We start from the raw sequence: 23,230 nt of genomic DNA, 5'->3' as shown, positions 1-23,230 counted from the left end.
CCGATCGGGTTGACGCTGGTTGCCCGCGGGCGGATGGTCGAGTGGTACGGCCATGTCGTGCTGTTCGCAGGGAGCATCAGTGGACTTCTGGGACGCAAGCAAGCTTGCCCTGATCGTGGCCACGCCCACGCTGCTCGGCGCGCTCGTGGTCTGGGCGCCGAAGTGGTGCGGCGCCATCGCCGACCGCTGGGAGGCGGCACGCCCGAAACCGCCGCAGCCGTACGGGCCGCCGATCGAACAACTCGCCGCCGACCTGCGCCGCCTGCTGCGCCTGCACAACGAGCTCACCGTCTCGGCCCACCTGGCCATGCGCGCCCACCGCCTGTGGGCCGTCGAGGCCGCCATCGGCACCCGCGCCGTCGAGGCCGCCCGGGCGCTCGACCTGCCACACCCCGAGCTCGGCCCGCTCGACACCCTGACCCGCCGTCAGCTGCACGACCTGCTGATGTCGCTGGCCGCGGCCGGTCTGGTGCTGCCGGCCAAGGTCGGCCCGTTCACCTCCGACGGCCGCCTCTGAGCGCTCCCCGGGCCGCCAATTCCGGCGCGGCATCGTCGGGCTGACGCGGCTGCGCTCTGCCCACCGCGGCATCGGCACTTGTGCGCCAGCTCGGTCGACGAGGCGCGCCACCGTTGCTATGAGCAACGCGCCGACCCTTTCCCGTGCGCCCTGACTCGGCTGACTGGGCGCGCTCACCGTTGCTACGGCAAAGTGCCGACCCTTCCCGTACGCCCCTGGCCAGGCTGACGGGGCGCGCTCACCGTTGCTACGGCAAAGTGCCGGCCCTTCCCGTACGCCCCTGGCCAGGCTGACGAGGCGCGCTCACCGTTGCTACGGCAGAGCGCCGGCCCTTCGCGTACGCCCCTGGCCCGGCTGACGAGGTGCGCCCACCGTTGCTACGGCAGAGCGCCGGCCCTTTCCCGTACGCCTCTGGCTCGGTCGACGCGGCGCGCGCACCGTTGCTACGGCAAAAGCGGCGACCTTCCCGTACGCCGTGCTGCCCTCGATCTTGCGATCCGTCGGCAGGGGCGGCGACTCAGGCCGTGAACCGGCTTGACCCCAGGATCTTGGTGATCGTCACCTCGATCGCCACCCGCGCCGGGTTGGGTCGCGGCTGGCGGTAGCGGGCGGCGTACCGCTTCTCGGCCTCGGCCACCGATTCCGGGTCGTCCCGCACGACGGCGAGCCCCTCCACGGTCGTCCAGCGGGGACCGTCCACTTGGCAGATTGCCACCCGGCCTTGCCCGTTCCGCACGTGCCGGACGTGGGCCGAAGTGGCCGACGAGATCACCCGGGCCAGTCCGGCCACCGGATCCAGCGTCGCCCCCACCGCAACGACGTGCGGCGACCCGTCGGCCCGCAACGTCGTGAACGTGCAGAGGTGCCTTTCCGTCCAGAATTCCGACAAATCGGAGTTAGTGATCTCTACGCGGCCGCTCATCCGCCGATTGCCCTCAACGCACGCATGACCCCATCATGCGCGGCGTGATCACCGCTGCCGGAGCGGGGGTTGCGAAAGCGGGGGCGGGGTGAGCGCGGCTAGTGGGCCAGCTGATGGAGTGACTGCGGATGCCAGTGGGGAGCGGGCGCTGGGCTCGGACCATCGGGATCGGGAGACGACGGCGCCGGTGGGGGCGGAGGTAAGCGCGGGCTCGCGGGATCACGGGCGCCGGTGGGGAGCGGAGGTAAGCGCGGGCTCGCGGGATCACGGGTGCCGCTGGGGTGCGGAGGTAAGGGCGGGCTCGCGGGATCAGGGGCGCAGGTGGGGGAGGGGAGGTCGGCGCGGGCTCGCGGGATCAGGGGCGACGGCGCCGGTGGGGAGCCGGCGCAGGGCGCGGACCACCGGGATTGTCAGCAGCAGACCGACCACAGGCACGAGGAACGCCCACCGCAAGCCGATCGGCTCGGAGAGGGCACCGATCAGAACCGCCCCGAGCAGCGCCCCCGCGTAGTTGAAGAGGTTGACCCGGGCCAGCACGGCGTCGCTCCGGCCGGGGGTGGCCTCGCCGGCGGCGCTGAAGGCCAGCGGGATCAGCAGCCCCACGCCCAGGCCGGCCAGGGCGAACCCCGCGATGGCCACGGCGATCGAGGGGACCGCCACCACGAGGAAGCAGCCCAGGGCGCAGACCAGCAGGGCGCCGGTGACCGCGGCCGTGCGGCCCACGCGGGGGACCAGGTGGTCGCCGGCCAGGCGGGAGATCAGGACCGTGGCCTGGTAGGCGGCGTAGCCGAGGGGGACGACGGCGGCGGGGGCGGCCAGCGAGTCGTCCAGATAGATCGAGCTCCAGGTGCTGACCGCGGAGTCGGCCAGGAAGCCGGTCAATACGAAGGCGCCGCAGATCCAGATGATCGGGCGGGTGGAGGCGGCGGGGCGTTCGGTCAGGTCGGGGGTGGCCACTGTGCGGGCCGGTTCGAGGGCGGGCCAGGCCGAGATCACGTAGGTGGCGGCGAACAGGGCGGCCACGCCCACGGCGACCGAGGCCCCGGCGCCGCCGGCCGCGAACGCGGACATCAGCAGGGCCGCGGCGATGGCGGCGGCGGTGTAGGCGGCGAACAGGCGGTTCATCACGCTGCGGCCCAGCCGCGCCTGCACCAGGACGCCCTGCATGTTGAGGCTGGCGTCGACCGCGCCGAGGCCGACGCCGTAGACGATGAGCACCGCGATGAAGGCGGCGATCGGGGTTCGTACGGTGACCAGGGCCAGGCCCGTCGCGACGGTGAGCAGACCGCCGGCCAGGGCGAAGCGGCTGCCCAGGCGGGCCGCCACCCGGTCGGCCAGCACCGAGCCGCCGGCCGCGGCCACGCAGACCAGCAGCAGGATCACCGAGACGAACGTGTCGTCGACGCCCTGCCGCTGCTTGAGCTGCGGCAACGCCGTCACGAGGGCGGCGTAGCCGAGGCCCTGGGCCGCGTAGCCGCCGGCGATCCAGGCCGCGCGCCGTCCGCCGGTCAACGATGCCACCAGACGTCTCCCTCGATCGAGCAGGGGGACAGAATGGTGCACGCGCTCCGTCGCGGCAAGATCAGGCGGGCTGTACGGCTTCCAGGGCGGCCACGGCGGCGCCCCGGGCACCGGCCATGTCGAGGTCGGCGACCAGCGCGAAGGTGGACGCGGCGGCCTGCTCCTCGCGCAGCTGGGTGCTCTCGCGGACCGTGTTCAGGAACCACTGCCGGAACTTGGGCGCCGCCTCGACAACCCCGCCGCCGAGCAGGTAGGCGTCCGGGTCGGTGAAGTTGGCGGCGATGGTGAACAGCTTGCCGATGGCCTTGGCCTGCTGCTCGAAGACGGCCAGGGCGAGCGGGTCCTCCTTCTCGGCGTACGCGCGCAGCTGTTTGGCCGCCTGCGGCAGGGGCTCGGCCGCGAGCGGGTGGTCGGGGAAGCGGGTCAGCCAGTAGGGCAGCAGGTTCTTCTTGATGCCGGTGAGCGAGGCGATGCTCTCGACGTCGCCGCTGAAGCCGCAGTTGCACTCGGGGACGGGCTGGCCCACTTCGAGCACGCCGTGCAGCGGGATCTGCACGTGGCCGAGCTCGCCCGCCATGCCCGCGGCCCCGCTGACCACGCGGCCGTCGACGACCACGCCGCCGCCGAGCCCGGTGCCGACGATCGCGGCGGCCGACGACTTGGTCATCGCCTCGGCCCCGAACAGCCGGTGGTGCGCATAGAGGGCGGCCGCGTTGGCGTCGTTGAGATAGAAGACGGGCAGGCCGATCCGCGCCTCGAGCGCGCTGCGGATGTCGAAGCCGTGCCACGAGACCATGCTGAAGTTGGTCGCGCCCTTGGACGAGATGACCCCCTTGGCACTGGCCGGGCCGGGCGTGTCGAGGCCGACCGCGCGCACCAGCGTCAGCGGCGTGCTGGTCAGCTCGAGAATGTTGTGGAAGGCCTCGGCGAGCTGCTCGATCGCCGACTCGGGGCCCTCGGTCACCAGGCTCGGATTCTCGACCAGACTGTCGACGAGATACTGACCGGTCGCGTCCAGAACGGTGGCGTTGTTGCAGGTGCCGCCGTTGTCGAGCCCGACAACGACCCAGGAGGCGGGGGTGCGTACCGATTCAACCTGATCCACAGGCATGAGCGTACGTCCGACTTACGCCCCGCGGTACGGGTGCGGGCGGATTGCGGGTGCGTTAGTCACGGTTGCAGGAGCGACAGCCACGCCCGTCCGGACCGATGGGTCGGGCATGACGACCCGACGCACGCTTCTCGCCGCCGGTGCCGCCACCGCTGTCGCCACTGTTGCCGCCACGGCTGTCGCGGCTCCGGCCGAGGCCGCCCCGGCCGCCCTCGACGCCGCCACGCTCGTGAGCGCCGACCCGATCGCCCACCTGGTCCGCCGGGCCACGTTCGGCCCGACCCAGGAGTCGCTGGCCGAGGCCCGCAAGCTCGGGGCCGCCGCCTGGCTCGACCGTCAGCTCGACCCGGCCAAGATCAGCGACCCGGTCTGCGACGAGCTGATGAGCCGGCTGCCGCTGGCCGGTGCGAGCATCGCCACCGTACGCGCGAAGCTCGCCAAGAACTCGTACGACGGGTTCAAGCAGCTGGGCCGGGCCGCCGTGGCCCGCGCCGCGTGGAGCAACCGGCAGCTGTTCGAGATGACCGTCGCGTTCTTCGCCAACCACCTGCACGTGGCCGCGCCGTCGAGCCAGACGTGGGACAGCCGCTGCGACTACGACGCCCAGGTCATCCGCAAGCACGCGTTCGGGCGCTTCGCCGACATGCTCAAGGCGTCGATGAAGCACCCGGCGATGCTCACCTACCTCGACAACCGCTCCTCCACCAAGTCGCACCCCAACGAGAACTACGCGCGCGAGCTGATGGAGCTGCACACCGTCGGCCTGGTCTACAGCGAGCAGGACGTCTACGCCGGCGCGCGTCTGCTCACGGGTCTCACCGTCAGCAAGACCAACGGCACCTTCCTGTACGACGGAAGCCTGCACGTGACGGGCGCGGTCTCGATCCTCGGGTTCAAGCACGCCAACGCCACCGCGGCCGTGGGCGAGCCCGCCGCCATGGCGTTCGCCGACCACCTGGCCCGGCACCCGGCGACCGCGCAGCGCCTGGCGACCAAGCTGTGCCAGCGTTTCGTGGCCGATGTCGCGCCCGCCTCCCTGGTGACCAAGCTGGCCAAGGTCTACCTGGACAACGACACCGCGATCAAGCCGGTGCTCAAGGCCCTGTTCACCTCGCCCGAGTTCGTCGCCGCGGTAGGGCAGAAGACGCGTACGCCGCTCGAGGACCTGACCGCTACGATCCGGACGCTCGGCCTGGGACCGGAGAAGTCGGGCCTGCAGCTGCTCGACGCCCTCTACAACGGGCTCGTCTACGTGGGCAACGCGCCGTTCCGGTGGGCCCCGCCCAACGGCTACCCCGACGTGGCCGCGGCCTGGGCGTCGCCGTCCGGGTTCCTGCTGCGCTGCAACAACCACCTCAACCTGGCCGCGGGCTGGTACCCGAGCTGGTTCACCCGTCCCGCCGACATGCTCAAGTTCCTGGTCCCGACGCTGCCGGGCACCTACGGCGCGCTCGTCGACGCGCTCGCCGTACGCCTGATCGGGGCCAAGCTGCCCGCCCGGCACGCCGCCGCGGTGCTCAGCGTCGCGGGCAAGCTGCCGACCAGTCCTCTGACCGCATCCGACAAGTCGCTGGCCGGCCACGCGCCGTACCTGATCGCGCTGGTCCTCGACGCGCCCTCGTTCCAGGTGAGGTGAGCACGATTTTTGACTGCGGAGAGACGACGCTGACGCGGCGGGGCCTGCTCGGGGCGGCCACGCTGGCCGGGCTGGCCGGGGCCGGCGTGTCGACCCAGCTCGCGTACGCGGACCCGGGTTACACCGGCGACACGCTGGTGGTGCTGTCGCTGCATGGCGGTTTCGACGGCCTGTCGGCGCTGGCCCCGATCGGCGACGCCGACTACTACAAGGCGCGCCCCAACATCGGCGTGCCCAAGGCGCAGGTCATCGCCGGCGACGGCTCGTTCGGCCTGCATCCGGCGCTGGCCCCGCTGCTGCCGCTGTGGAAGAGCGGCCAGCTGGCCGGCGTGCACGCGGTGGGCCAGCCCAATCCGACCCGGTCCCACTTCGCGGCCATGGAGGCCATGGAGAACGCGGCCCCGGGCACCTCGATCCGCAGCGGCTGGCTCGAGCGCATGCTCGGCGCGTCCGGAGCGCCCGGCGCCCTGGCCGGGGTCTCGGTCGGGCACGCCATGCCCGACCGGCTGTTCGCCGGGCCCACGCCGTCGGTGTCGATGGGCTCGATCGACAAGTTCACCCTGGCCGGCGACTCGGCGAAGCGTCCGGTGGCGGCCGCGCTGCGGGCCATGTACGCCGACGCGCCCCTGCTGCAGGCCACCCCGGCCCTGGCCGCCGACAAGGCGCTGACCGCGAGCGCGGGCGTGCGGGGCGTGGCGTACACACCGGCCGGCGGTGCGGTTTACCCCGCCACCGAGCTCGGCAACGCCCTTCGCGACGTGGCCCGGCTGATCAAGGCCAAGGTGGGCCTGGCCACGGCCGCGGTCGACTGCGGCGACTGGGACATGCACGAGGCCCTCGGCCCCGCGGTCAAGGGTCAGCGCATGTACGACAACCTGGCCGGGCTGGCCCAGGCGCTCGCGGCGTTCGCGGCCGACCTGGGGCCCGAGGGGTTGAAGTCGGTGACGCTGCTGACCATCAGCGAGTTCGGCCGCCGGGTGCAGGAGAACGGCTCGCGGGGCGCCGACCACGGGCACGGCAACGCGATGCTGCTGCTCGGCGGCGGGGTCAAGGGCGGCAAGGTGTACGCCAAGTGGCCCGGCCTGAGCCCGGCCGCGCTGGTGGCCGGCGACCTCGCCGCGACCACCGACTATCGGTCCGTGATCGGGGAGATCCTGCAGAAGCGCTGCGGCTTCGGGTCACTCTCGCAGGTGTTCCCGTCGGTCGCGCCATCGACGTTCGGCCTGGTGTCGGCGCGCTGACATGTCGCGTTGAACGACCGTTAACTTACCCGGGAGGTACTGGAAGTCCGGTAACGACTTATGGTGGCCGTGATGGAACCAGCTGACGGGCATGTCGTCCTCGACGCCGCCGTGGACGAGGGTTTCGCCTCCCTGCGGCTGCAGTCCCGGCCGCGCGCCGAACGCTACGAGATGGGCCGGTCCCTGCGCGAGCGCGCACACCGGTCCGAGATGGCGTACTGGAAAGCTCCGGACGGCCGCGCCGACCCGGTCACGCAGATCATGCACGCGAACCTGGGCCGGCAGGCCTGGCTGGTGCCGGTGCGCGTCGGGCGGATGATCCAGTCCCCGTACGCGTATCTGCGCGGCTCGGCCAACGTGATGGCCGACGACTTCGCCTCCCTGCCCGCGACCGGCATCACGCCGGTCATCTGCGGCGACGCCCACCTGGGGAACTTCGGTTTCTACGCGTCCCCCGAGCGCGAGCTGGTGTTCGACCTCAACGACTTCGACGAGGCGCACCCGGGTGCGTGGGAGTGGGACCTGCGGCGGCTCGTCGTCAGCGTGTACGTGGCCGGCCGGCAGAACGGCTTCAAGGAGAGCGCGTGCGGCGACGCCGTGCGGCACTGCGTCGAGGAGTATCAGGAGCAGATCGGTCATCTGGCCGAGCAGCCGCTGCTGGCCCGCTCGTTCGCCCCGATGGACGTGGACCGGCTGCGCTCGGCCGCCTCCCGGGCCAGCTTCCGCGCCGAGATCGACCGGGCCGCCCGGCGGGCCCGCCGCCGCACGAGCGACCGGGCGCTGCCCCGGTTCACCGAGCGCCGCGACGGCACGGCCCGGCTCGTCGAGGAGCCGCCGCTGATCACCCGGCCCAGCTCCGCGGAGGTCGATCAGCTGGCCGAGGCGCTGGACGGCTACCTCAACACGCTGCCGCCGCACTGGGCCCGGATCCTGGCCGGCTATCGGATCGTCGACATCGCGCACAAGGTGGTCGGCGTGGGGTCGGTGGGTCTGCGGGCGTACGTGGCCCTGTGCGAGGGCAGCAGCCCCTCGGACGTCGTGTTCCTGCAGCTCAAGCAGGCCCGCCGCTCGGTGATCGCGCATCACCAGCACGGCGACGCGGCCTGGCACCGGCATCAGGGCCAGCGGGTCGTCGAATATCAGCAGGCTCTGCAGACGGTCTCGGACCCGCTGCTGGGCTGGGCGACGGTCGGGGACATCCAGTTCTACGTGCGGCAGTTCCGCGACATGAAGGGCGCGATTGTCGTCGAGGGCATCGACGCGCCGGCGCTGGGCGACTACGCCGGAATCTGCGGCTATCTGCTGGCCAAGTCGCACGCGCGCACCAGCGGGGCGTCGATGATCGCCGGCTACATCGGCGGCGGCGACAAGATGGCCGGCGCGCTGTGCCGTTTCGCCCGCACCTATGCCGACCAGGTGGAAAGCGACCACGAGGCCCTGGTGGCCGCCGTGCGCCGGGGCGTTCTGCCGGCCGAGATGGCCTGACCGGTCTCCTTTGTACAGGGCTGTTACAACTCATAGGCATGTATAGATATTGACGATCTTCTTCAGTAGCGTCGGTGCTGCCGTCCGCGGCCGGGGGGCCGCCGATGGGCTGAAGGGGGAAATTGATGCGAAGAAGCATCGCAACCGTCTCCGTGGCTGTTCTGGGTCTGGCGTTGATCACGCCTGGGGCCGCTCAAGCCGCACCGTCGCCGTCCGGTGACTCGCTCAGCCCGGCCGACCAGGCCTCGCTCGCAGCGGGTGTCGGGATCGCGCCCAAGGCCCCGTACGGGGCGAAGCCGAAGGGACCCAACCCGTTCCTGGCCCAGGTGGCCGACCCGGCCACGGCCGACTACTCGGGCTGGGCCAACTACATGAAGAGCCAGTCCAAGGCCAAGGCGGCCGCCCGCCTGAACGCGGCCAAGTCCGCGGGCAAGGCGGCCAAGGCGGCCACGCCCGCGGTCGTCGTCGACGAGGACGAGCTGCCCGGCACCTCCGGGGGCAACGACATCCCGGTCAACGCGCAGCGCGTCACCGGGTACGGCACCGGCTCCGGCCAGTTCTCCAAGATCCGCGTGCTCGGCAGCCTGGACAACGAGGCGGTGACCACGCCGACGGTCGCTCCGGCGCCCGAGGACGACGGCTCCATCCCGCTCGCCGGCGCCACCGGGATCGGCGTCGGCACGCAGCGCGGCGCCGTGGTCAACTCGCAGATCGGCGACGGGCCGCACGGCCGGCTGACCGGCGACGGCAGCAACGACTTCGACTTCTTCAAGATCACTGCGCCGGCCGGCAAGGTGCTGACGATCTCGACGGCCACGCCGTCCGGGCCGCTGGACACCGTCCTTCAGCTGTTCGCGCCCGACGGCACGCTGCTCGCGGTCAACGACGACTTCGGCGGCCTGGACAGCCGGATCACCTACCGGGTGACCACCAGCGGCGACTTCTACGCGGCCGTCGCGGCGTACGGTGGCCTGCCCGCCGACCCGTTCGACTCGGGCAGCGGCGGCGGCATCGGCGACCCGACCCCGCCGACCGAGGGCCCGTACACGCTGACCGCCACCGCGGCCGGCGTCGACCAGGACTTCTTCGCTGTCAAGCTCAAGGCCGGCGACGTGATCGGCGCGTCGGTGGCCGGCTCGGCGACCTACCTGACCGTCTACGACACCGTGCCGCGTGAGGCGCACGGCTCGCGCCAGGACGCGTCGTTCATCTATCCGGTCGACTCCCCGCTGCCCGCCGGGGGCAACGCCGTGACCGACTACGTCGCGACCAAGGCCGGGTGGCACTACATCGGCGTCGGCAGCGGCTCCGGGGCGTACGACATCACGGTCGAGGCCTATCGGCCGGTGCTGCAGGGCGCCAAGCCGGTGCAGACGCTCTACCTGGACTTCGACGGCGCCCGGGTGAACACCGGTGTGTTCGGCGGCGCCGGCAACCGGGATCTCAGCCCGTTCGCCGCGTTCCTGACCAGCTGGGGCCTGACCCGCGCCGACGAGGACGCGCTGATCGACGCCGTCGTGGCCGGGGTCTCCGAGAACATCAAGCGGGACCTCGAGGCGAGCGGCCTCAACGCCAAGTTCAAGATCAAGATCGCGAACAGCAAGGACAACGCCGACCAGTGGGGCAAGGCGAACGTCAGCCGGGTCGTCGTGGGCGGCACGATCGACGAGTCGGGTGTCGACACGATCGGCATCGCCCAGAGCATCGACCCGGGCAACTTCGAGACCGAGGAGACCGCGCTGGTGCTGCTCGACGTGCTGAGCTCGCCGGCCGACTCCACGCCGGCCTCGCTCAACACCTATATCGGGCCGACCAGTGACCGCCTCAAGTTCGTGGCCCAGGGCCTGAGCAACGTCATCGCGCACGAGGCCGGGCACTTCTTCGGCAACTTCCACACCGACAACGAGGACGAGCTGCCCAACCTGATGGACGCGGGCGGCACCGGCTTCGGCACGCTGTTCGGTGTCGGACCGGACGGCATCGGAGGCACCGCGGACGACATCGACGTCGACTTCGGTGACAGCACCTTCCTGCCGGCCGAGGGCTTCACCGGCATCGAGGACACGCTGGGACGCATTGTCTTCGGTGTGACCAGCTAAACCCTGTACGGGGAAACGGCTCTGAAGGTTCTAATCCTTCAGAGCCGTTTCCACGTCGGGGAACAGCGCGAGGTAGTCGGTCAGGCCCAGGGTGTCGAACAGGCGGCGCAGGAAGCCGGACGGCGCGGCCAGACGCACCCATCCGTCGCGCTCGGTGGCCCGGCCGTGCGCGGTGACCAGGACCCCGACTCCCATCGAGTCGCAGAAGTCCAGGCCCGAGACGTCGACGACGACCCGGGGGGACGGGCGGTCGACGAGCCGGGCGAGATTCGCCTTGAGAACGGGCGCGGTGTCGATGTCGAGAGAACCGCGCAGCACCAGCACGGCCGTGTTCGGCGGGTGGTGCGCGACCGAGACCTGCATGGTGTGTCGCCTTCGGTATGGAGCTGCCGGGGGGTGGTGGGTCGAGCGGACGGGGTTGGACCCAGCCTAGGGGAGCCGGGCCCCGATGGCCGAATCCACTACTCGGGAGTAAGTTCCTGATGTGAGGATCAACGCAGGTGACGTCGTCGATGATTTCGAGCTGGAAGATCAGGATGGCGTTCCGCGCCGGCTGAGCGGGCTGCTCGCCGAGGGCCCGGTGGTCCTGTTCTTCTATCCGGCCGCCCTGAGCACCGGGTGCACCGCCGAGGCGTGCAACTTCCGTGATCTGGGCGCCGAGTTCCGGGCGGCGGGCGCGCAGCGGGTCGGCATCAGCCGTGACAAGCCCGCGAAGCAGAAGCAGTTCGCCGACAAGCACTCCTTCGACTACCCGCTGCTCAGCGACCCGGACGGCGCCGTCGCGTCGGCCCTGGGGGTCAAGCGCAAGCTTCCGCTGGGCCCGCTCAGCACGAAGCGGATGACCTTCGTGATCGACACGGATCGCCGAGTCCTCGAGGTCATCCACTCGGAAACGAACATGCAGGACCATGCGGCGAGGGCCCTCGAGGCCCTCGCCGCGCGTAAGTCTGCCTAGATGCTGTTCTTCCAGGCGCGGCCCGACCGGCCGATCAGCCGGTCGGCGTCCGCCGGGCCCCACGAGGCCGCCTCGTAGGTCGGGATCGGCGAGTTGTCCGACGCCCAGTGCTCGATGATCGGGTCGACGATGCGCCACGAGTGCTCGACCTCGTCGCTGCGGATGAACAGCGTCGGGTCGCCCAGCAGCGCGTCCAGCAGCAGACGCTCGTACGCCTCGGGCGACTCCTCGGCGAACGTCTGCTCGTACGAGAAGTCCATCGAAGCCGTCCGCACCCGGAACGAGTGGCCCGGCACCTTGGCCCCGAAGCGCAGCGAGATGCCCTCGTTGGGCTGGATGCGCAGGATCAGCGCGTCGGCCTCGAGCCCGGTCAGCTGGTCGGAGGGGATCGGCAGGTGCGGCGGCCGCTGGAACTGCAGGGCCACCTCGGTCACGCGGGCGGGCAACCGCTTTCCCGTACGCACGTAGAACGGGACGCCGGCCCAGCGCCAGTTGTCGACGTTGAGCCGCATGGCCGCGTACGTCTCCGTGCGCGACAGCGGGTCGACGCCGACCTCCTCGCGATACCCGGCCATCAGGTCGTCGCGGGTGCCGCCGCGGGTGTACTGCCCCCGGACGGCCAGGTCGGCGATGTCGCGGTTGGTGGGCAGCCGGATCGCCTGGAGCAGCTTCACCTTCTCGTTGCGCAGGCCCTCGGCCTCGAACGACGCCGGCGGCTCCATGAGGGCGAGCGCGAGCACCTGCAGCACGTGGTTCTGCACGATGTCGCGCATGGCCCCGGCGTGCTCGTAGAAGCCGCCGCGGGTGCCGACGCCCAGCGTCTCGGCCACCGTGATCTGCACGTGGTCGACCCAGGAGCGGTCCCAGATCGGCTGGAAGATCGAGTTGGCGAAGCGCAGCGCGAGCACGTTCTGCACGGTGTCTTTGCCGAGGTAGTGGTCGATCCGGAAGACCTGCGGCTCGTCGAACACGCCGTGCACGACGGCGTCGAGCTCGCGGGCCGAGGCGAGGTCACGCCCGTACGGCTTCTCGATGACCAGGCGGGCGAAGGAGCCCTCACGCGCCCGGTTGAGCCCGGCGCCGGCCAGCCCGTGGATGACCGGCTCGAACGCCTCGGCCGGGGTGGAGAGGTAGAACAGGCGGTTGCCGGAGGTGCCACGGGCCGCGTCGAGCTCGTCGAGGGTCTCGGCGAGCCGCTTGTACGTCTCGGGGTCGTCGTAGCCGCCCGCGACGTACCTGATGCCGCCCTGAAGCTGAGCCTTGTCGTTGAGGGTGCGGTCGCCCAGCGCGCTGGCCGCGAACTGCTCGTCGGCCATCGGGGTGCGGGCCACGCCCACGAGGGCGAACTGGCTGGGCAGCCGATTGTGCCGGGCGAGGCTCTCCACGGCCGGCAGGAGCTTGCGCCGGGTGAGGTCGCCCGAGGCGCCAAAGATCACCAGCGTTGCGGGTGGGGCGCTGCGCTCCTGAATGAGCTGAGGGGCGTTGTCCATGCTGCTAGTCCTCCGACCGTCGAGACCGTCCGGGAAAACCTTACGCAGCGTGGGGCCGGAAAGGTTCACATCCATACCCCGATGCGACCCGGAATACAGCGACAAAAGTGGCAAACTGGGGTGTACCCAGGCGCTTACTAGGGGGACCCCGTGAAGTACCGGCTCGTGACCCGCAGCGATTTCGACGGCTTGGTCTGCGCCGTGCTGCTGCGCCACCTCGACATGATCGACGACATCAAGTTCGTCCACCCCAAGGACGTGCAGGACGGCGAGGTCGAGGTGACCGAGAACGACATCCTCACCAACCTCCCGTACGCGCCCGGCGCGTACATGGTCTTCGACCATCACCACTCGGAGACGCTGCGCAACGAAGGCAACCTGACCAACCACGTGATCGACGCCGGCGCGCCCTCGGCGGCCCGGGTGATCTACGAGCACTTCGGCGGCAAGCAACGGTTCCCGCTCGTCTCCGACGACCTCATGCGGGCGGTCGACCAGGCCGACTCGGCCGACTACACGCTCGACGACGTCCTGCACCCCGGCGGCTGGACCCTGCTGAACTTCCTGATGGACAGCCGCACCGGCCTGGGCCGCTTCCGCGACTTCCGGATCTCCAACTACCAGCTGATGATGCAGCTCATCGACGCGTGCCTGCAGATACGGGACGTCGGCGAGATCCTGGCGCTGCCCGACGTGGCCGAGCGGGCCGACCTCTTCCGCGAGCAGCACGACCTCTTCGTCGAGCAGCTCAAGCGGGTCAGTCACCTCGAGGGCGACGTCGTGGTGGTCGACCTGCGCGAGGAAGAGGTGATCCACGCCGGCAACCGGTTCATGGTGTACGCCCTGTTCCCCGAGTCGCGCGTGTCGGTGCACATCATCTGGGGGCGGCAGAGACTCAACACCGTGTTCGCCTGCGGCAAATCGATTCTCGACCGTACGTCCCCGGTCGACGTCGGCGAGGTCATGCTGCGCTACGGCGGCGGCGGGCACATCGCGGCCGGCACCTGTCAGGTGCCTCACGAGGATTCCGAGCGGGTGCTGCGCGAGATCGTCGAGGCGCTGAACTCTCCGCGTACGGTCGCGGTCTGAAGATACTGGGGGCGGAAGATACTGGGGGGCGGAAGAAAACTCCCGCCCCCCGTTCACGGATCGTGGATCATGCCCATTGACCCCATCCGCCGGTCGTGCGCCGCGCCCCACGCGCGTCAACACGACTTTCGTCCCGCGTCCACCAGCGCGGGAGCGTCTTCGTCAGCCCTTGTAGGCCCACTTGCTGTTGCCGCTGCCCGCGGTGACCGGCTCCTTCTCCTCGGCGGCGGGTTCCTCCTCGGGGAGGTCCTCCACGGGCGAGTCGGGCTCGTCGTCGGCGCGGTGCCGGCTGCGGTACATGACCACGGCCCCGCCGAGCAGCGCCAGGGCGGCCACCACCCAGCCGGCCATCGACCAGACCGAGGGGCCGCGGTCGGCCTCCTCGATGGCCGCCTTGAACAGTTCCGCCTCCTGGGCGGCGGCCTGACCACCGGCGTTCGCGCCGGAAGCCGCGTGTGCGTGCGCGGCCTTCTCCCCGGTGGGGTCCGGGGTCAGCGTCAGCGTGGGCGCGGCCATCGCCGGGCCGGTCTTGCCGTCGGCATAGGTCGTGGCCACGTCGAGCTGGATCGAGCTGAGGGTCGGCAGCGGGCCCACGGCCACGGACAGATCGGTGCTCTTGCCGGGGGCCAGATCCTTGCCCGGCATCGCGAGCCAGGTGATCGAGGCCGCGATGTCGGTCGTCGTCGTGTCGCCGTGCACCGTAGGCAGCGGCGTCGAGATCTTCCGCATCGTGATCTTCGGCGCCCACTCCGGGACCGAGAGCGGATAGGCCTCGGCCAGCGGGGTGTCGTCACGGAACTTGAGCGTGATCGTGTGCACCGGTTTGTCGCCGTCGTTGGTGACGCGCAGGGTCAGGTTCTGCCCGCTTCCCTGGTACGCGGTCGTCGGCGACACCGTCACGTCGGCGAAGGCCGGAGTGGCGACGAGCACGCCGAGGGCAGCGGTGGCGACCGGGACGCCCGCAAGACGGGCCAGCTGAGAGTGCCTCACGGGGGGTAGTTCGGATCACACGGCCCAAAGGTTCAATGCCCCCGGAAATCTTTTCTTCCGCCGGTGACGGAGGATGGTGGGATGCGTGACGTGCTTATCGACGGCGACATGATCAGACTCGGTCAGTTCCTCAAACTGGCCGACCTCATCGACACCGGCGGGGAGGGCAAGGTCCTCATCGCCTCGGGCGACGTGTCGGTCAACGGCGAGGTGGACACCCGCCGCGGCCGCCAGCTGCACGCCGGCGACGTGGTGGAGGTCTTCGGCAACCAGGCGCGGGTCGTCTCCACATAGGAATTACAGGGAAATGCCCGTTCGTCCCCACTGACCGTGACGAATGGTTGACATCCTGTCGATCTCAGGCATGTACTGATCCCGGTGTGTTACGGGCGTCACACCTTCGGGTGCGGGCGCCGAAACGATCAAGCCTCGCCGGGGAGGCCGGATGTCACGCACGCACACGCGCGCCCTGCTCGCCGCCACCGCCACGGCCGTGCTCACCCTCACCGGGTGCGCCGGCTGGGGCGGCGGGCCGGGCGGCGGAGGGCCCAACAGCATCAACGTCCTGATGGTGAACAACCCGCAGATGATCGATCTGCAGAGGCTCACAGCGGACAACTTCACCAAGGAAACCGGCATCAACGTGAACTTCACGGTGCTGCCCGAGAACGACGTCCGCGACAAGATCAGCCAGGAGTTCTCGAGCCAGGCCGGGCAGTACGACATCGCCTCGCTGAGCAACTTCGAGATCCCGATCTACGCGAAGTCCAAGTGGATCGCCCCGCTCGACGACTACGTCCGGGCCGACACCACCTTCAACCAGGACGACATCCTCAAGCCGATGACGCAGTCGCTGACCGCGGACGACGGCAAGCTCTACGGGGAGCCGTTCTACGGCGAGTCCTCGTTCCTGATGTACCGCAAGGACGTGCTGCAGTCGGCCGGCGTGCAGATGCCCGAGAAGCCGACCTGGCCGCAGGTGGCCGACATCGCCGCCCAGGTCGACAACAAGCAACCCGGCATGCGCGGCATCTGCCTGCGCGGCCAGCCCGGCTGGGGCCAGATCTTCGCGCCGCTCACCACCGTGGTCAACACGTTCGGCGGCACGTGGTTCGAGAAGGACTGGACGCCCAAGGTCGACGGGCCCGAGTTCACCGAGGCCACCAAGTTCTACGTCGACCTCGTACGGGCCCACGGCGAGAACGGCGCCCCGCAGGCCGGCTTCACCGAGTGCCTGAACAACCTGGTCCAGGGCAACGTGGCCATGTGGTACGACGCCACCAGCGCCGCGGGCTCCCTCGAGGCGGACGACTCGCCGGTCAAGGGCAAGATCGGCTACGCCCCGGCGCCGGTCGTCAAGACCGACAGCTCCGGGTGGCTGTACGCCTGGTCGTGGAGCATCCAGCAGGCCAGCGACAAGAAGGACAGCGCCTGGAAGTTCATCTCGTGGGCGTCCAGCAAGGAGTACGAGGAACTGGTCGGCCAGCAGGTCGGCTGGTCCAGCGTGCCGGCCGGCAAGCGCGCCTCGACGTACGAGAACCAGGACTATCTCGGGGTGGCGGCCTCGTTCGCCGAGCCGACCCGGGCCGCGATCGAATCGGCCGACCCGCGCAACCCCGGCGTGCAGGAACGCCCGGCGATCGGCATCCAGTTCATCGACATCCCCGAGTTCACCGACCTCGGCACCCAGGTGTCGCAGTACGTGAGCTCGGCGATCGCCGGCCAGATGAGCGTCGACGACGCGCTGAAACGCGGTCAGCGCCTGGCCGAGGACGTTTCCGAGCGATACCAGTCCAGGGAGGGATAGCCATGACTTCCGTTGCCGAGAAGTCGCGCGTCGGCGCCGCCGGCACGCCGCCACCCGGCGTGGCGAGACGGGCCTCCGCCTGGGCCCGCCGCGCCCCGCTGCTGCCCGCGCTGATCTTCATGATCATCGTGACCCAGCTGCCGTTCGTGGCCACCCTGATCATCTCGTTCATGGACTGGAACGCCTACTACCCCGAGGAGCGCGGCTTCGCCGGGTTCGACAACTTCACGCGGGTCTTCACCGACGTCAACATGCGCGACGCGGTCTGGACCACCATCCTGCTGACCGCGGGCGTCGTGCTGATCAGCGTGCTGCTCGGCCTGGGCATCGCGCTGCTGCTCGACCGCAAGTTCCGCGGCCGCGGCGCCGTCCGCACCATGATGATCGCGCCGTTCCTGGTCGTCCCCGTGGCCGCGGCGCTGATCTGGAAGCACGCCCTCTACAACCCCGAGTACGGCCTGTTCAACGGCGCGCTCACCTGGATCTGGGGCCTGTTCGGCTCGGACAACCCGCCGCAGCCCGACTGGATCAGCAACATGCCGTTGTGGGCGGTCATCTTCGCCCTGGTCTGGCAGTGGACGCCGTTCATGATGCTGATCCTGCTGGCCGGCCTGCAGGGACGCCCCCTCGACGTGATCGAGGCGGCCCGCATCGACGGCGCCGGCACCTGGCAGATCTTCCGCAGCATGACGCTCCCGCACCTGCGGCAATATCTGGAGCTGGGCGCGCTGCTCGGCTCGATCTACATCGTGCAGAACTTCGACGCCGTCTTCACGATCACCTCCGGCGGCCTGGGCACGGCCAACCTGCCGTACACGATCTACCAGATCTTCTACCAGGCCCACGACTACGGCCGGGCGTCCGCCGCCGCGGTCATCGTGGTGCTCGGCACCATCATCATCGCGACGTTCGCCCTGCGTACGGTCTCGTCGCTCTTCAAGCAGGAGGCCGGCCGATGAGCACCAGCATCACCGACACCGCGCCGGTCCCCGCCACCCGCGACGAACGGGGGCGCCCGGTCAAGAAGCGCCGCGAGGGCGCCAACGTCTGGCTCAGCCTGCTCGCCTGGATCGTCGGCATCCTGTTCGTGCTGCCGGTCGTGTGGATGGTGCTGACCTCGTTCCACTCCGAGGCGAACGCGGCCACCAACCCGCCCGCCGTCTTCGCCCCGCTGACCCTGGAGGGCTACCGCGAGTTCTTCTCCGGCGGCGCCTCACCGTGGCCGCCTCTGCTCAACTCGCTGACCGCCAGCGTCGTCTCCACCTTGCTGGTGCTCCTGCTGTCGCTGCCCGCCGCGTACGCCCTCAGCATCAAGCCGGTAAAAAAGTGGAGCGACGTCCTCTTCTTCTTCCTGTCCACCAAAATGCTGCCCGTCGTGGCCGGCCTGCTGCCGCTGTACCTGTTCGCCCAGAACGCCGGCCTGCTCGACAACATCTGGCTGCTCATCATCTTCTACACGTCGATGAACCTGCCCATCGCCGTCTGGATGATGCGCTCGTTCCTCTCCGAGGTGCCCGTCGAAATGCTCGAGGCGGCCCAGATGGACGGCGCCGGCCTGACCAAGACCTTGCGCTCGGTCATCGCCCCCGTCGTCACCCCCGGCATTGCCGCCACCGCGCTGATCTGCTTCATCTTCAGCTGGAACGAGCTGTTGTTCGCCCGCGTCCTGACGGCCACGGTCGCCGAGACCGCGCCGGTCTTCCTCACGTCGTTCGTCACCAGCCAGGGCCTCTTCCTGGCCCAGCTCTGCGCGGCCGCCTTCGTGGTCTCGCTGCCGGTGCTGGTGGCCGGCTTCGCCGCCCAGGACAAGCTCGTCCAGGGCCTTTCGCTCGGCTCGGTCAAGTAAGCCTCCACTCCGCCCCCGGGTAAAAGATGGCCGGCCCACATGCCGTGGGCCGGCCATCCACCTTCTCAGCCGGCGGCTGTCCCGGCGGCGAGCCGGCCACGGTGCGGGGGATGCGGATGCCCTGCCGAACAATGCTGTCACCGATTGGTAAGGGTGCGATCCGTCCACCCGGCGGTTTACTGAGAACGTGATCTCTCGCTTGCTCCGCCGCCCTCTGAGCCGGGCCGCCGTGACGCTCGTGGCTGTTGCCGCGGCATTCGGTCTGTACTGGTTCCAGCCGTGGAAACTTGCCACCGACCAGGAGGTCAACGAGACACTTGCCGTCGTGCCCACCCGACAGGCCTCCACCGCACCGCCGGCGCCGGCCGCGACGCCGACGTCCGGTCCCGTCCTGGTGCGGCGAGGCAACTTCATCAGCCACGAACACCAGACCAGCGGCACCGCCCGGGTGGTCCGCAACCCGGACGGCTCACACCGGCTGGAACTGGTCGACCTCGACACCTCCAACGGCCCCGACCTGCGAGTCTGGCTGTCCGACCAGCCCGTTCGCGACGGCGACAAAGGGTGGCGGGTCTTCGACGACGGGCAATGGGTCGAGCTGGGCCGGCTCAAAGGCAACAAAGGCAACCAGGCGTACGCCGTTCCCGCCGGCACCGACCTGGACCGGCTGGACAGCATCTCCATCTGGTGCAAGCGATTCGCCGTCTCGTTCGGCGCGGCCGGCCTCATCACACCATGACCGGCCCACGGACCCGTCCGCGGCAGGCCCTGCCGCTCGTCATTGCCGGGCCGGTGCTACTCGCCCTCGCCGGCCTCGTGCACCCCGGCGGGCTGTCAGCCGCAACCGCTGACCGCTGGGAGCAGTTGCACATCCTGCTGCTGCCCGTCTTCCCCCTGCTGGGGCTGGGGTTCGTGGTGTTGTTGCGTGGCCGGCCGCGCGCTGACCTGCCCGGCGTGGCGAAGGTCGTCGCCTGGGTGTGCGCCTTCGTCTACGCGGTCGGCTACACCGGCCTGGACGCCGTGGCGGGAATCGCTGCCGGCGTGGTCGCCGGACAGGACGGCGAGCCGGGTGAGTTGCGTCGGCTGGTGCTGGCCCTCTACCACACGGGTGACCGGCTCGGCCAGGTCGGCGTGTACGCGTTCCTCGCCGCCGTGCTCGCCGGCACGGTCACGTTGGCTGCCGAACACGGATTCCGCACGTTGCCCGGAACCGCCGTCCTGCTCGGCGCCGGTTACTCCTTCATCGACAGCCACATCTTCCACCCCCGCGGCGTTCTCACCATGGTGGCCATCGCCGCCGGCTTTGCCCTCTGGGTCTGGGCGACGACCAAGCCGAGACGTGAACCAGCCAGCACGACCGCCGCGGACACCGGCGGCCAAGGACCGTCGTCATCGGCGCCGATCAACCTGGTCACGCCACCGCCACCGCCACGCACGACGTCCTGAGCGAGCTCGGGCATCCCGATGCGGAACGGGTCAAGGCCAAGATCACGTGATGGCCAGCGCGAAGCCGGCCGTCGGGACGGCGAAGACGATCGAGAGGACGGCCATGCGCGGGATGGTCGGGCGGCGGGTCAGGATTGCGTACGCGGCCACCAGCAACGGCACGGTGATCAGCTGAGGGCCGAGCGTCGATCGGGGGACCACGGTGTCCGTCGCCGCGCAGAGCAGAGCGACCGCCAGAGCCGAGACCCAAAGTGCCAGACCGGCCGCGTACGCCGTACGGGCCCCGAAGCGTACGGCGAAAGTGGTGTCTCCGGCGCCCGTGTCGGAGGGCAGATCGGTAACCGTGGTCGGCACGTAGACGGCGGCCGCGAAGAGCAGGCCGATCAGCCCGAACGGCCACGGGAACTCCCACGGGTCGTGCGTGATCGACCAGCCCGCGGCCGGGGACACCACTCCGACGACCAGCGCGTTGACCGCGACGTCCCAGCCCGGGCGGGTCTTGAGGCGCAGCGGGGGAGCGCTGTAGGCCCAGCCCAGCAGGAGCACCCCGGCCACCCCGAGCACGAACAATGGGCCGACGAACACCGCGGCGATCAGGGCGGCCAGGGCGATCCGCCGATACCAGCGGCGCAGCGCCGCGTTGCCGATCGCGCCGGTGACCAGGGGAGCGGTCGCCTTGCGGGGGTTGATCCGGTCGCTCGGCAGGTCGTGCCGGTCGTTCTGGGCCAGCACGGCTCCCCACACGAGCGGGCCGAGCACCAGCAGGGCGAGCAGCGTGCGCGGCCAGTCGACCGGGGTGAGCTGCCGGTCGGCGAGCACCAGGCCGAGATAGGCCGGCACCCACGAGACGGGCCAGAACCAGGGCCGCGACACCGCGACGACCAGGGTGGCTGAGGTCATGGCGGGATCGTGCCCCGGGTGTGCTGACAGGGCGCTGAGAATTACCCACCGCGACGGAGAAGACTGGGTAACGTGCGCATCGTGCTGATCCGGCAGTTCAACGAGTCCGACTGGCCGCAGGTGTGGGAGATCGTGCGTTCGGTCGTCCGCGCCGGCGACACGTTCACCTACGACCCCGCGATGACCGAGCAGCAGGCCCGCGCGATGTGGCTCGAGCCGCCGCCGGGCGAGACCGTGGTCGCGGTCGACGGCGACGAGGTGCTGGGCACCGCGAAGGTCGGCGCCAACCGGCCCGGCCCCGGCGCGCACGTCGCCACCGCCAGCTTCATGGTCGCCCCGGTCAGCCGCGGCCGCGGGGTGGGCACGGCGCTGTGCCGGTTCGCCCTGGAGTGGGCCCGGCAGCACGGGTACGCCGGCATGCAGTTCAACGCCGTGGCCGAGTCGAACAAGGCGGCCGTCGCCGTCTACGAGCGGCTCGGGTTCCGCATCATCGGCACGGTGCCGGGCGCGTTCGCCCACCCGGCGCAGGGCCGCGTCGGGCTCCACATCATGTACGCCGACCTGCAAGCCCCCGGGTGAAGGCGGCCCGAATCGGCCCCCGGTCGAGCACGGCGAACACCACCTCGTCGAACCACGGGCAGTCCCGCAGCACTCGCGCGAAGATCTCGGCCACGGTGTCCGGCTCGTTGCCGAACACGCCGCAGCCCCACGCCCCCAGCACCAGCCGCCGGTGGCCGTGGGCGGCGGCGACCGCGAGGATCCCGGCCGCCCGCCGTTCGATGATCGCCGGCACCGCGGGCGCCGACGACGGCTGCTGCCTGACGATCTCGGTCAGGTTGGGTGCGGCAGGCGATGCTCTCCTCCTGGGCCTCCCGGCCGTTGAGGAAACCGCCGCCGGGGCTGCGCGCCGACGCGAACACCAGCGCCGCCACGTCACCGCCCTTGCTCCACCGCCGCGCGGCAGCCAGGGTCGTCTCGCCGGTCACCGTTACATCGGCCGTACGCATCTCGAACGCCGAGGGCAGCGGGGTGTCCGGCAGGTAGAGCCTGGTTCCCGCGACCGCCCGCCCCGCCCGGTTCCCGAGGTCCACTCCCGGATAGCCACCCCGCTCGGTAATGGCCACCGTCTCGTGGGCGATCTCCCGCAACCGACTGCTCATAACCCGCATCCTTCCCTATCCCGCACGTTCATCGATGGGCCACGAGCGCCCCGGCGCGACCGGGGACTCAGGTGCGGGACGCCCGGTAGGCGCGCGGCGACATTCCGAGCACGCGTTTGAAGGCGTTGCTCAGCGCGCTCTCCGAGCCGTAACCGACCTGCCGGGCGATGGCCGCGACCGTGCCGTCGTCGCGCCGCAGCCGGGCCGCGGCCAGTTCGATGCGCCAGCGTGTCAGGTATTCGAGCGGGCCCAGCCCGACGGTCCGGCGGAAGCGGGCGGCCATCGTCGACCGGGACACCGAGACGCTCGACGCCAGTTCGGCCACCGTCCACGCGTACGCGGGCCGGCCGTGCATCAGGCGCAACGCCGGACCCACCACCGGGTCGGCCAGCCCGGCCGGCCAGCCCGTCGACGGCGGCGCGAGCGACAGGTGCCGGCGCAGCACGTGGATCAGCATGACCAGCGCCAGATGCTCGGCCACCAGCGTCGCCCCGAGCGGCCGGTCCCGCAGCTCGGCCTCGATCTGCTCCAGCGCCCACCGGACCACGCCGGCCGCGGCGCCCGGCACGTGCACCACCGGTGGGAGCGCGTTCAGCAGCAACTCCTGCGCCCGCTCGCCGAAGTCGAACCGCCCGCCGATCAGCAACACGTCGTCGCCCTCACCGGCCCGCGCGACGCCGTCCGGGGCGTCGGCAAAGATGATCGCGGCCGGGATGGTCGGCCGGTTCAGATCACTGGCCAGCGTGAACGCCACCGGCCGGGTCAGCAGGAAGCAGTCGCCCGGGCTGAGGTCGAACATCGAGTCGCCCGCCAGCAGAAGGCAACTTCCCCGGCGTACGGCGTTGAACTTCACCGCCGGGGCGGACGCGAACGACACCGCCCAGTCGCCCCCGGCCACCAGCCCGGCCGAGAAGCTGCTGCTCGCGCCGACCAGGGCCAGCACGTCTTCGAGCGGATCGGCGTGGACGTTCACGCAACTATCTTGGATCCTTAGCCATTCAGAGTCCAGCGCATC

The 23,230-nt window shown here is 70.5% G+C and carries 23 protein-coding genes and 1 pseudogene; 14 read left to right on the top strand and 10 right to left on the bottom strand.

Features of this window, described 5'->3' with window-relative positions:
• Positions 1-79 precede the first annotated feature (79 nt).
• Entirely contained in the window at positions 80-517 is a 438-nt protein-coding gene (locus ACZ3I4_RS30860; RefSeq protein WP_465385550.1) for a hypothetical protein, read from the top strand.
• A gap of 517 nt (positions 518-1,034) precedes the next feature.
• Here ACZ3I4_RS30860 and ACZ3I4_RS30855 read toward each other — a convergent pair.
• The 3 genes from ACZ3I4_RS30855 to ACZ3I4_RS30845 all read right to left on the bottom strand — a co-directional run bounded on the left by ACZ3I4_RS30855 (position 1,035) and on the right by ACZ3I4_RS30845 (position 4,065).
• Complete coding sequence (locus ACZ3I4_RS30855; protein ID WP_465385549.1) at positions 1,035-1,439, bottom strand: pyridoxamine 5'-phosphate oxidase family protein; 405 nt, start codon at positions 1,437-1,439, stop codon at positions 1,035-1,037.
• 309 nt (positions 1,440-1,748) lie between these two features.
• Positions 1,749-2,960: an MFS transporter gene (locus tag ACZ3I4_RS30850; RefSeq protein WP_465385548.1), complete on the bottom strand. Its 1,212-nt coding sequence runs from the start codon at positions 2,958-2,960 to the stop codon at positions 1,749-1,751.
• A gap of 61 nt (positions 2,961-3,021) precedes the next feature.
• On the bottom strand, positions 3,022-4,065 hold the full coding sequence (locus ACZ3I4_RS30845; protein ID WP_465385547.1) for an ROK family protein: 1,044 nt from the start codon (positions 4,063-4,065) through the stop codon (positions 3,022-3,024).
• Positions 4,066-4,180: 115 nt separating this feature from the next.
• Between ACZ3I4_RS30845 and ACZ3I4_RS30840 the strand changes: the two genes are divergently transcribed.
• From ACZ3I4_RS30840 to ACZ3I4_RS30825, 4 genes are all read left to right on the top strand, one after another.
• A complete protein-coding gene (locus ACZ3I4_RS30840) occupies positions 4,181-5,707 on the top strand; it encodes a DUF1800 domain-containing protein (protein ID WP_465385546.1) in 1,527 nt (508 codons plus the stop codon).
• Positions 5,704-6,948 carry a DUF1501 domain-containing protein gene (locus tag ACZ3I4_RS30835; RefSeq protein WP_465385545.1) on the top strand — a complete coding sequence of 415 codons (1,245 nt, stop codon included), beginning with the start codon at positions 5,704-5,706 and terminating at the stop codon, positions 6,946-6,948. The genes ACZ3I4_RS30840 and ACZ3I4_RS30835 overlap by 4 nt, the downstream gene beginning before the upstream one ends.
• Positions 6,949-7,020: 72 nt before the next feature.
• Positions 7,021-8,433: a DUF2252 domain-containing protein gene (locus ACZ3I4_RS30830; RefSeq protein WP_465385544.1), complete on the top strand. Its 1,413-nt coding sequence runs from the start codon at positions 7,021-7,023 to the stop codon at positions 8,431-8,433.
• A gap of 125 nt (positions 8,434-8,558) precedes the next feature.
• Entirely contained in the window at positions 8,559-10,532 is a 1,974-nt protein-coding gene (locus ACZ3I4_RS30825) for a PPC domain-containing protein (protein WP_465385543.1), read from the top strand.
• 30 nt (positions 10,533-10,562) lie between these two features.
• Here ACZ3I4_RS30825 and ACZ3I4_RS30820 read toward each other — a convergent pair whose 3' ends face one another.
• Positions 10,563-10,895 carry an STAS domain-containing protein gene (locus ACZ3I4_RS30820; RefSeq protein ID WP_133877285.1) on the bottom strand — a complete coding sequence of 111 codons (333 nt, stop codon included), beginning with the start codon at positions 10,893-10,895 and terminating at the stop codon, positions 10,563-10,565.
• Positions 10,896-11,016: 121 nt separating this feature from the next.
• On the opposite strand from ACZ3I4_RS30820, the gene ACZ3I4_RS30815 reads away from it, so the two are divergent.
• Entirely contained in the window at positions 11,017-11,487 is a 471-nt protein-coding gene (locus ACZ3I4_RS30815; protein ID WP_465385542.1) for a peroxiredoxin, read from the top strand.
• Here the strand turns inward: ACZ3I4_RS30815 and zwf are convergent.
• A complete protein-coding gene (gene zwf, locus ACZ3I4_RS30810) occupies positions 11,484-12,977 on the bottom strand; it encodes a glucose-6-phosphate dehydrogenase (protein ID WP_465385541.1) in 1,494 nt (497 codons plus the stop codon). The two genes, ACZ3I4_RS30815 and zwf, sit on opposite strands and share 4 nt — an antisense overlap.
• 150 nt (positions 12,978-13,127) lie before the next feature.
• Between zwf and ACZ3I4_RS30805 the strand changes: the two genes are divergently transcribed.
• Positions 13,128-14,066, top strand: coding sequence for an exopolyphosphatase (locus ACZ3I4_RS30805; RefSeq protein WP_465385540.1), 939 nt, complete (start codon positions 13,128-13,130; stop codon positions 14,064-14,066).
• A 162-nt stretch (positions 14,067-14,228) separates the two neighbouring features.
• On the opposite strand, the gene ACZ3I4_RS30800 is transcribed toward ACZ3I4_RS30805, so the two are convergent.
• Positions 14,229-15,056 carry a DUF1775 domain-containing protein gene (locus tag ACZ3I4_RS30800; RefSeq protein WP_465385539.1) on the bottom strand — a complete coding sequence of 276 codons (828 nt, stop codon included), beginning with the start codon at positions 15,054-15,056 and terminating at the stop codon, positions 14,229-14,231.
• 81 nt (positions 15,057-15,137) lie between these two features.
• Between ACZ3I4_RS30800 and ACZ3I4_RS30795 the strand changes: the two genes are divergently transcribed.
• From ACZ3I4_RS30795 to ACZ3I4_RS30770, 6 genes are all read left to right on the top strand, one after another.
• A complete protein-coding gene (locus ACZ3I4_RS30795) occupies positions 15,138-15,350 on the top strand; it encodes an RNA-binding S4 domain-containing protein (protein ID WP_465385538.1) in 213 nt (70 codons plus the stop codon).
• A gap of 151 nt (positions 15,351-15,501) precedes the next feature.
• On the top strand, positions 15,502-16,863 hold the full coding sequence (locus ACZ3I4_RS30790; RefSeq protein ID WP_465385537.1) for an ABC transporter substrate-binding protein: 1,362 nt from the start codon (positions 15,502-15,504) through the stop codon (positions 16,861-16,863).
• 2 nt (positions 16,864-16,865) lie between these two features.
• Complete coding sequence (locus tag ACZ3I4_RS30785; protein WP_465385536.1) at positions 16,866-17,822, top strand: carbohydrate ABC transporter permease; 957 nt, start codon at positions 16,866-16,868, stop codon at positions 17,820-17,822.
• A complete protein-coding gene (locus ACZ3I4_RS30780) occupies positions 17,819-18,709 on the top strand; it encodes a carbohydrate ABC transporter permease (RefSeq protein WP_465385535.1) in 891 nt (296 codons plus the stop codon). The genes ACZ3I4_RS30785 and ACZ3I4_RS30780 overlap by 4 nt, the downstream gene beginning before the upstream one ends.
• Before the next feature lie 187 nt (positions 18,710-18,896).
• Positions 18,897-19,448 carry a DM13 domain-containing protein gene (locus ACZ3I4_RS30775; protein ID WP_465385534.1) on the top strand — a complete coding sequence of 184 codons (552 nt, stop codon included), beginning with the start codon at positions 18,897-18,899 and terminating at the stop codon, positions 19,446-19,448.
• Entirely contained in the window at positions 19,445-20,155 is a 711-nt protein-coding gene (locus ACZ3I4_RS30770) for a hypothetical protein (protein ID WP_465385533.1), read from the top strand. Before ACZ3I4_RS30775 ends, ACZ3I4_RS30770 begins: the two co-directional genes overlap by 4 nt.
• A 42-nt stretch (positions 20,156-20,197) precedes the next feature.
• Here ACZ3I4_RS30770 and ACZ3I4_RS30765 read toward each other — a convergent pair whose 3' ends face one another.
• Entirely contained in the window at positions 20,198-21,055 is an 858-nt protein-coding gene (locus ACZ3I4_RS30765) for a UbiA prenyltransferase family protein (protein ID WP_465385532.1), read from the bottom strand.
• An 81-nt stretch (positions 21,056-21,136) separates the two neighbouring features.
• Here ACZ3I4_RS30765 and ACZ3I4_RS30760 point away from each other — a divergent pair, with 81 nt between their 5' ends.
• Positions 21,137-21,634, top strand: a complete 498-nt coding sequence (locus ACZ3I4_RS30760) for a GNAT family N-acetyltransferase (RefSeq protein WP_465385637.1) — start codon at positions 21,137-21,139, stop codon at positions 21,632-21,634.
• Here ACZ3I4_RS30760 and ACZ3I4_RS30755 read toward each other — a convergent pair.
• The 3 genes and pseudogenes from ACZ3I4_RS30755 to ACZ3I4_RS30745 all read right to left on the bottom strand — a co-directional run bounded on the left by ACZ3I4_RS30755 (position 21,603) and on the right by ACZ3I4_RS30745 (position 23,188).
• Positions 21,603-21,848, bottom strand: coding sequence for a TIGR02452 family protein (locus ACZ3I4_RS30755; RefSeq protein ID WP_465385531.1), 246 nt, complete (start codon positions 21,846-21,848; stop codon positions 21,603-21,605). The genes ACZ3I4_RS30760 and ACZ3I4_RS30755 overlap by 32 nt on opposite strands.
• Before the next feature lie 109 nt (positions 21,849-21,957).
• Positions 21,958-22,215 (bottom strand): annotated as a pseudogene (locus ACZ3I4_RS30750) (poly(ADP-ribose) glycohydrolase domain-containing protein); the annotation flags it as partial.
• A 67-nt stretch (positions 22,216-22,282) separates the two neighbouring features.
• On the bottom strand, positions 22,283-23,188 hold the full coding sequence (locus tag ACZ3I4_RS30745; protein ID WP_465385530.1) for an AraC family transcriptional regulator: 906 nt from the start codon (positions 23,186-23,188) through the stop codon (positions 22,283-22,285).
• Between the last annotated feature and the right edge of the window lie 42 nt (positions 23,189-23,230).

The organism is Actinoplanes sp. NPDC021490 (genome assembly GCF_055562135.1).
The sequence above is the reverse complement of the archived record's forward strand: the minus strand, read 5'-3'. Positions and strand labels throughout refer to the sequence as shown.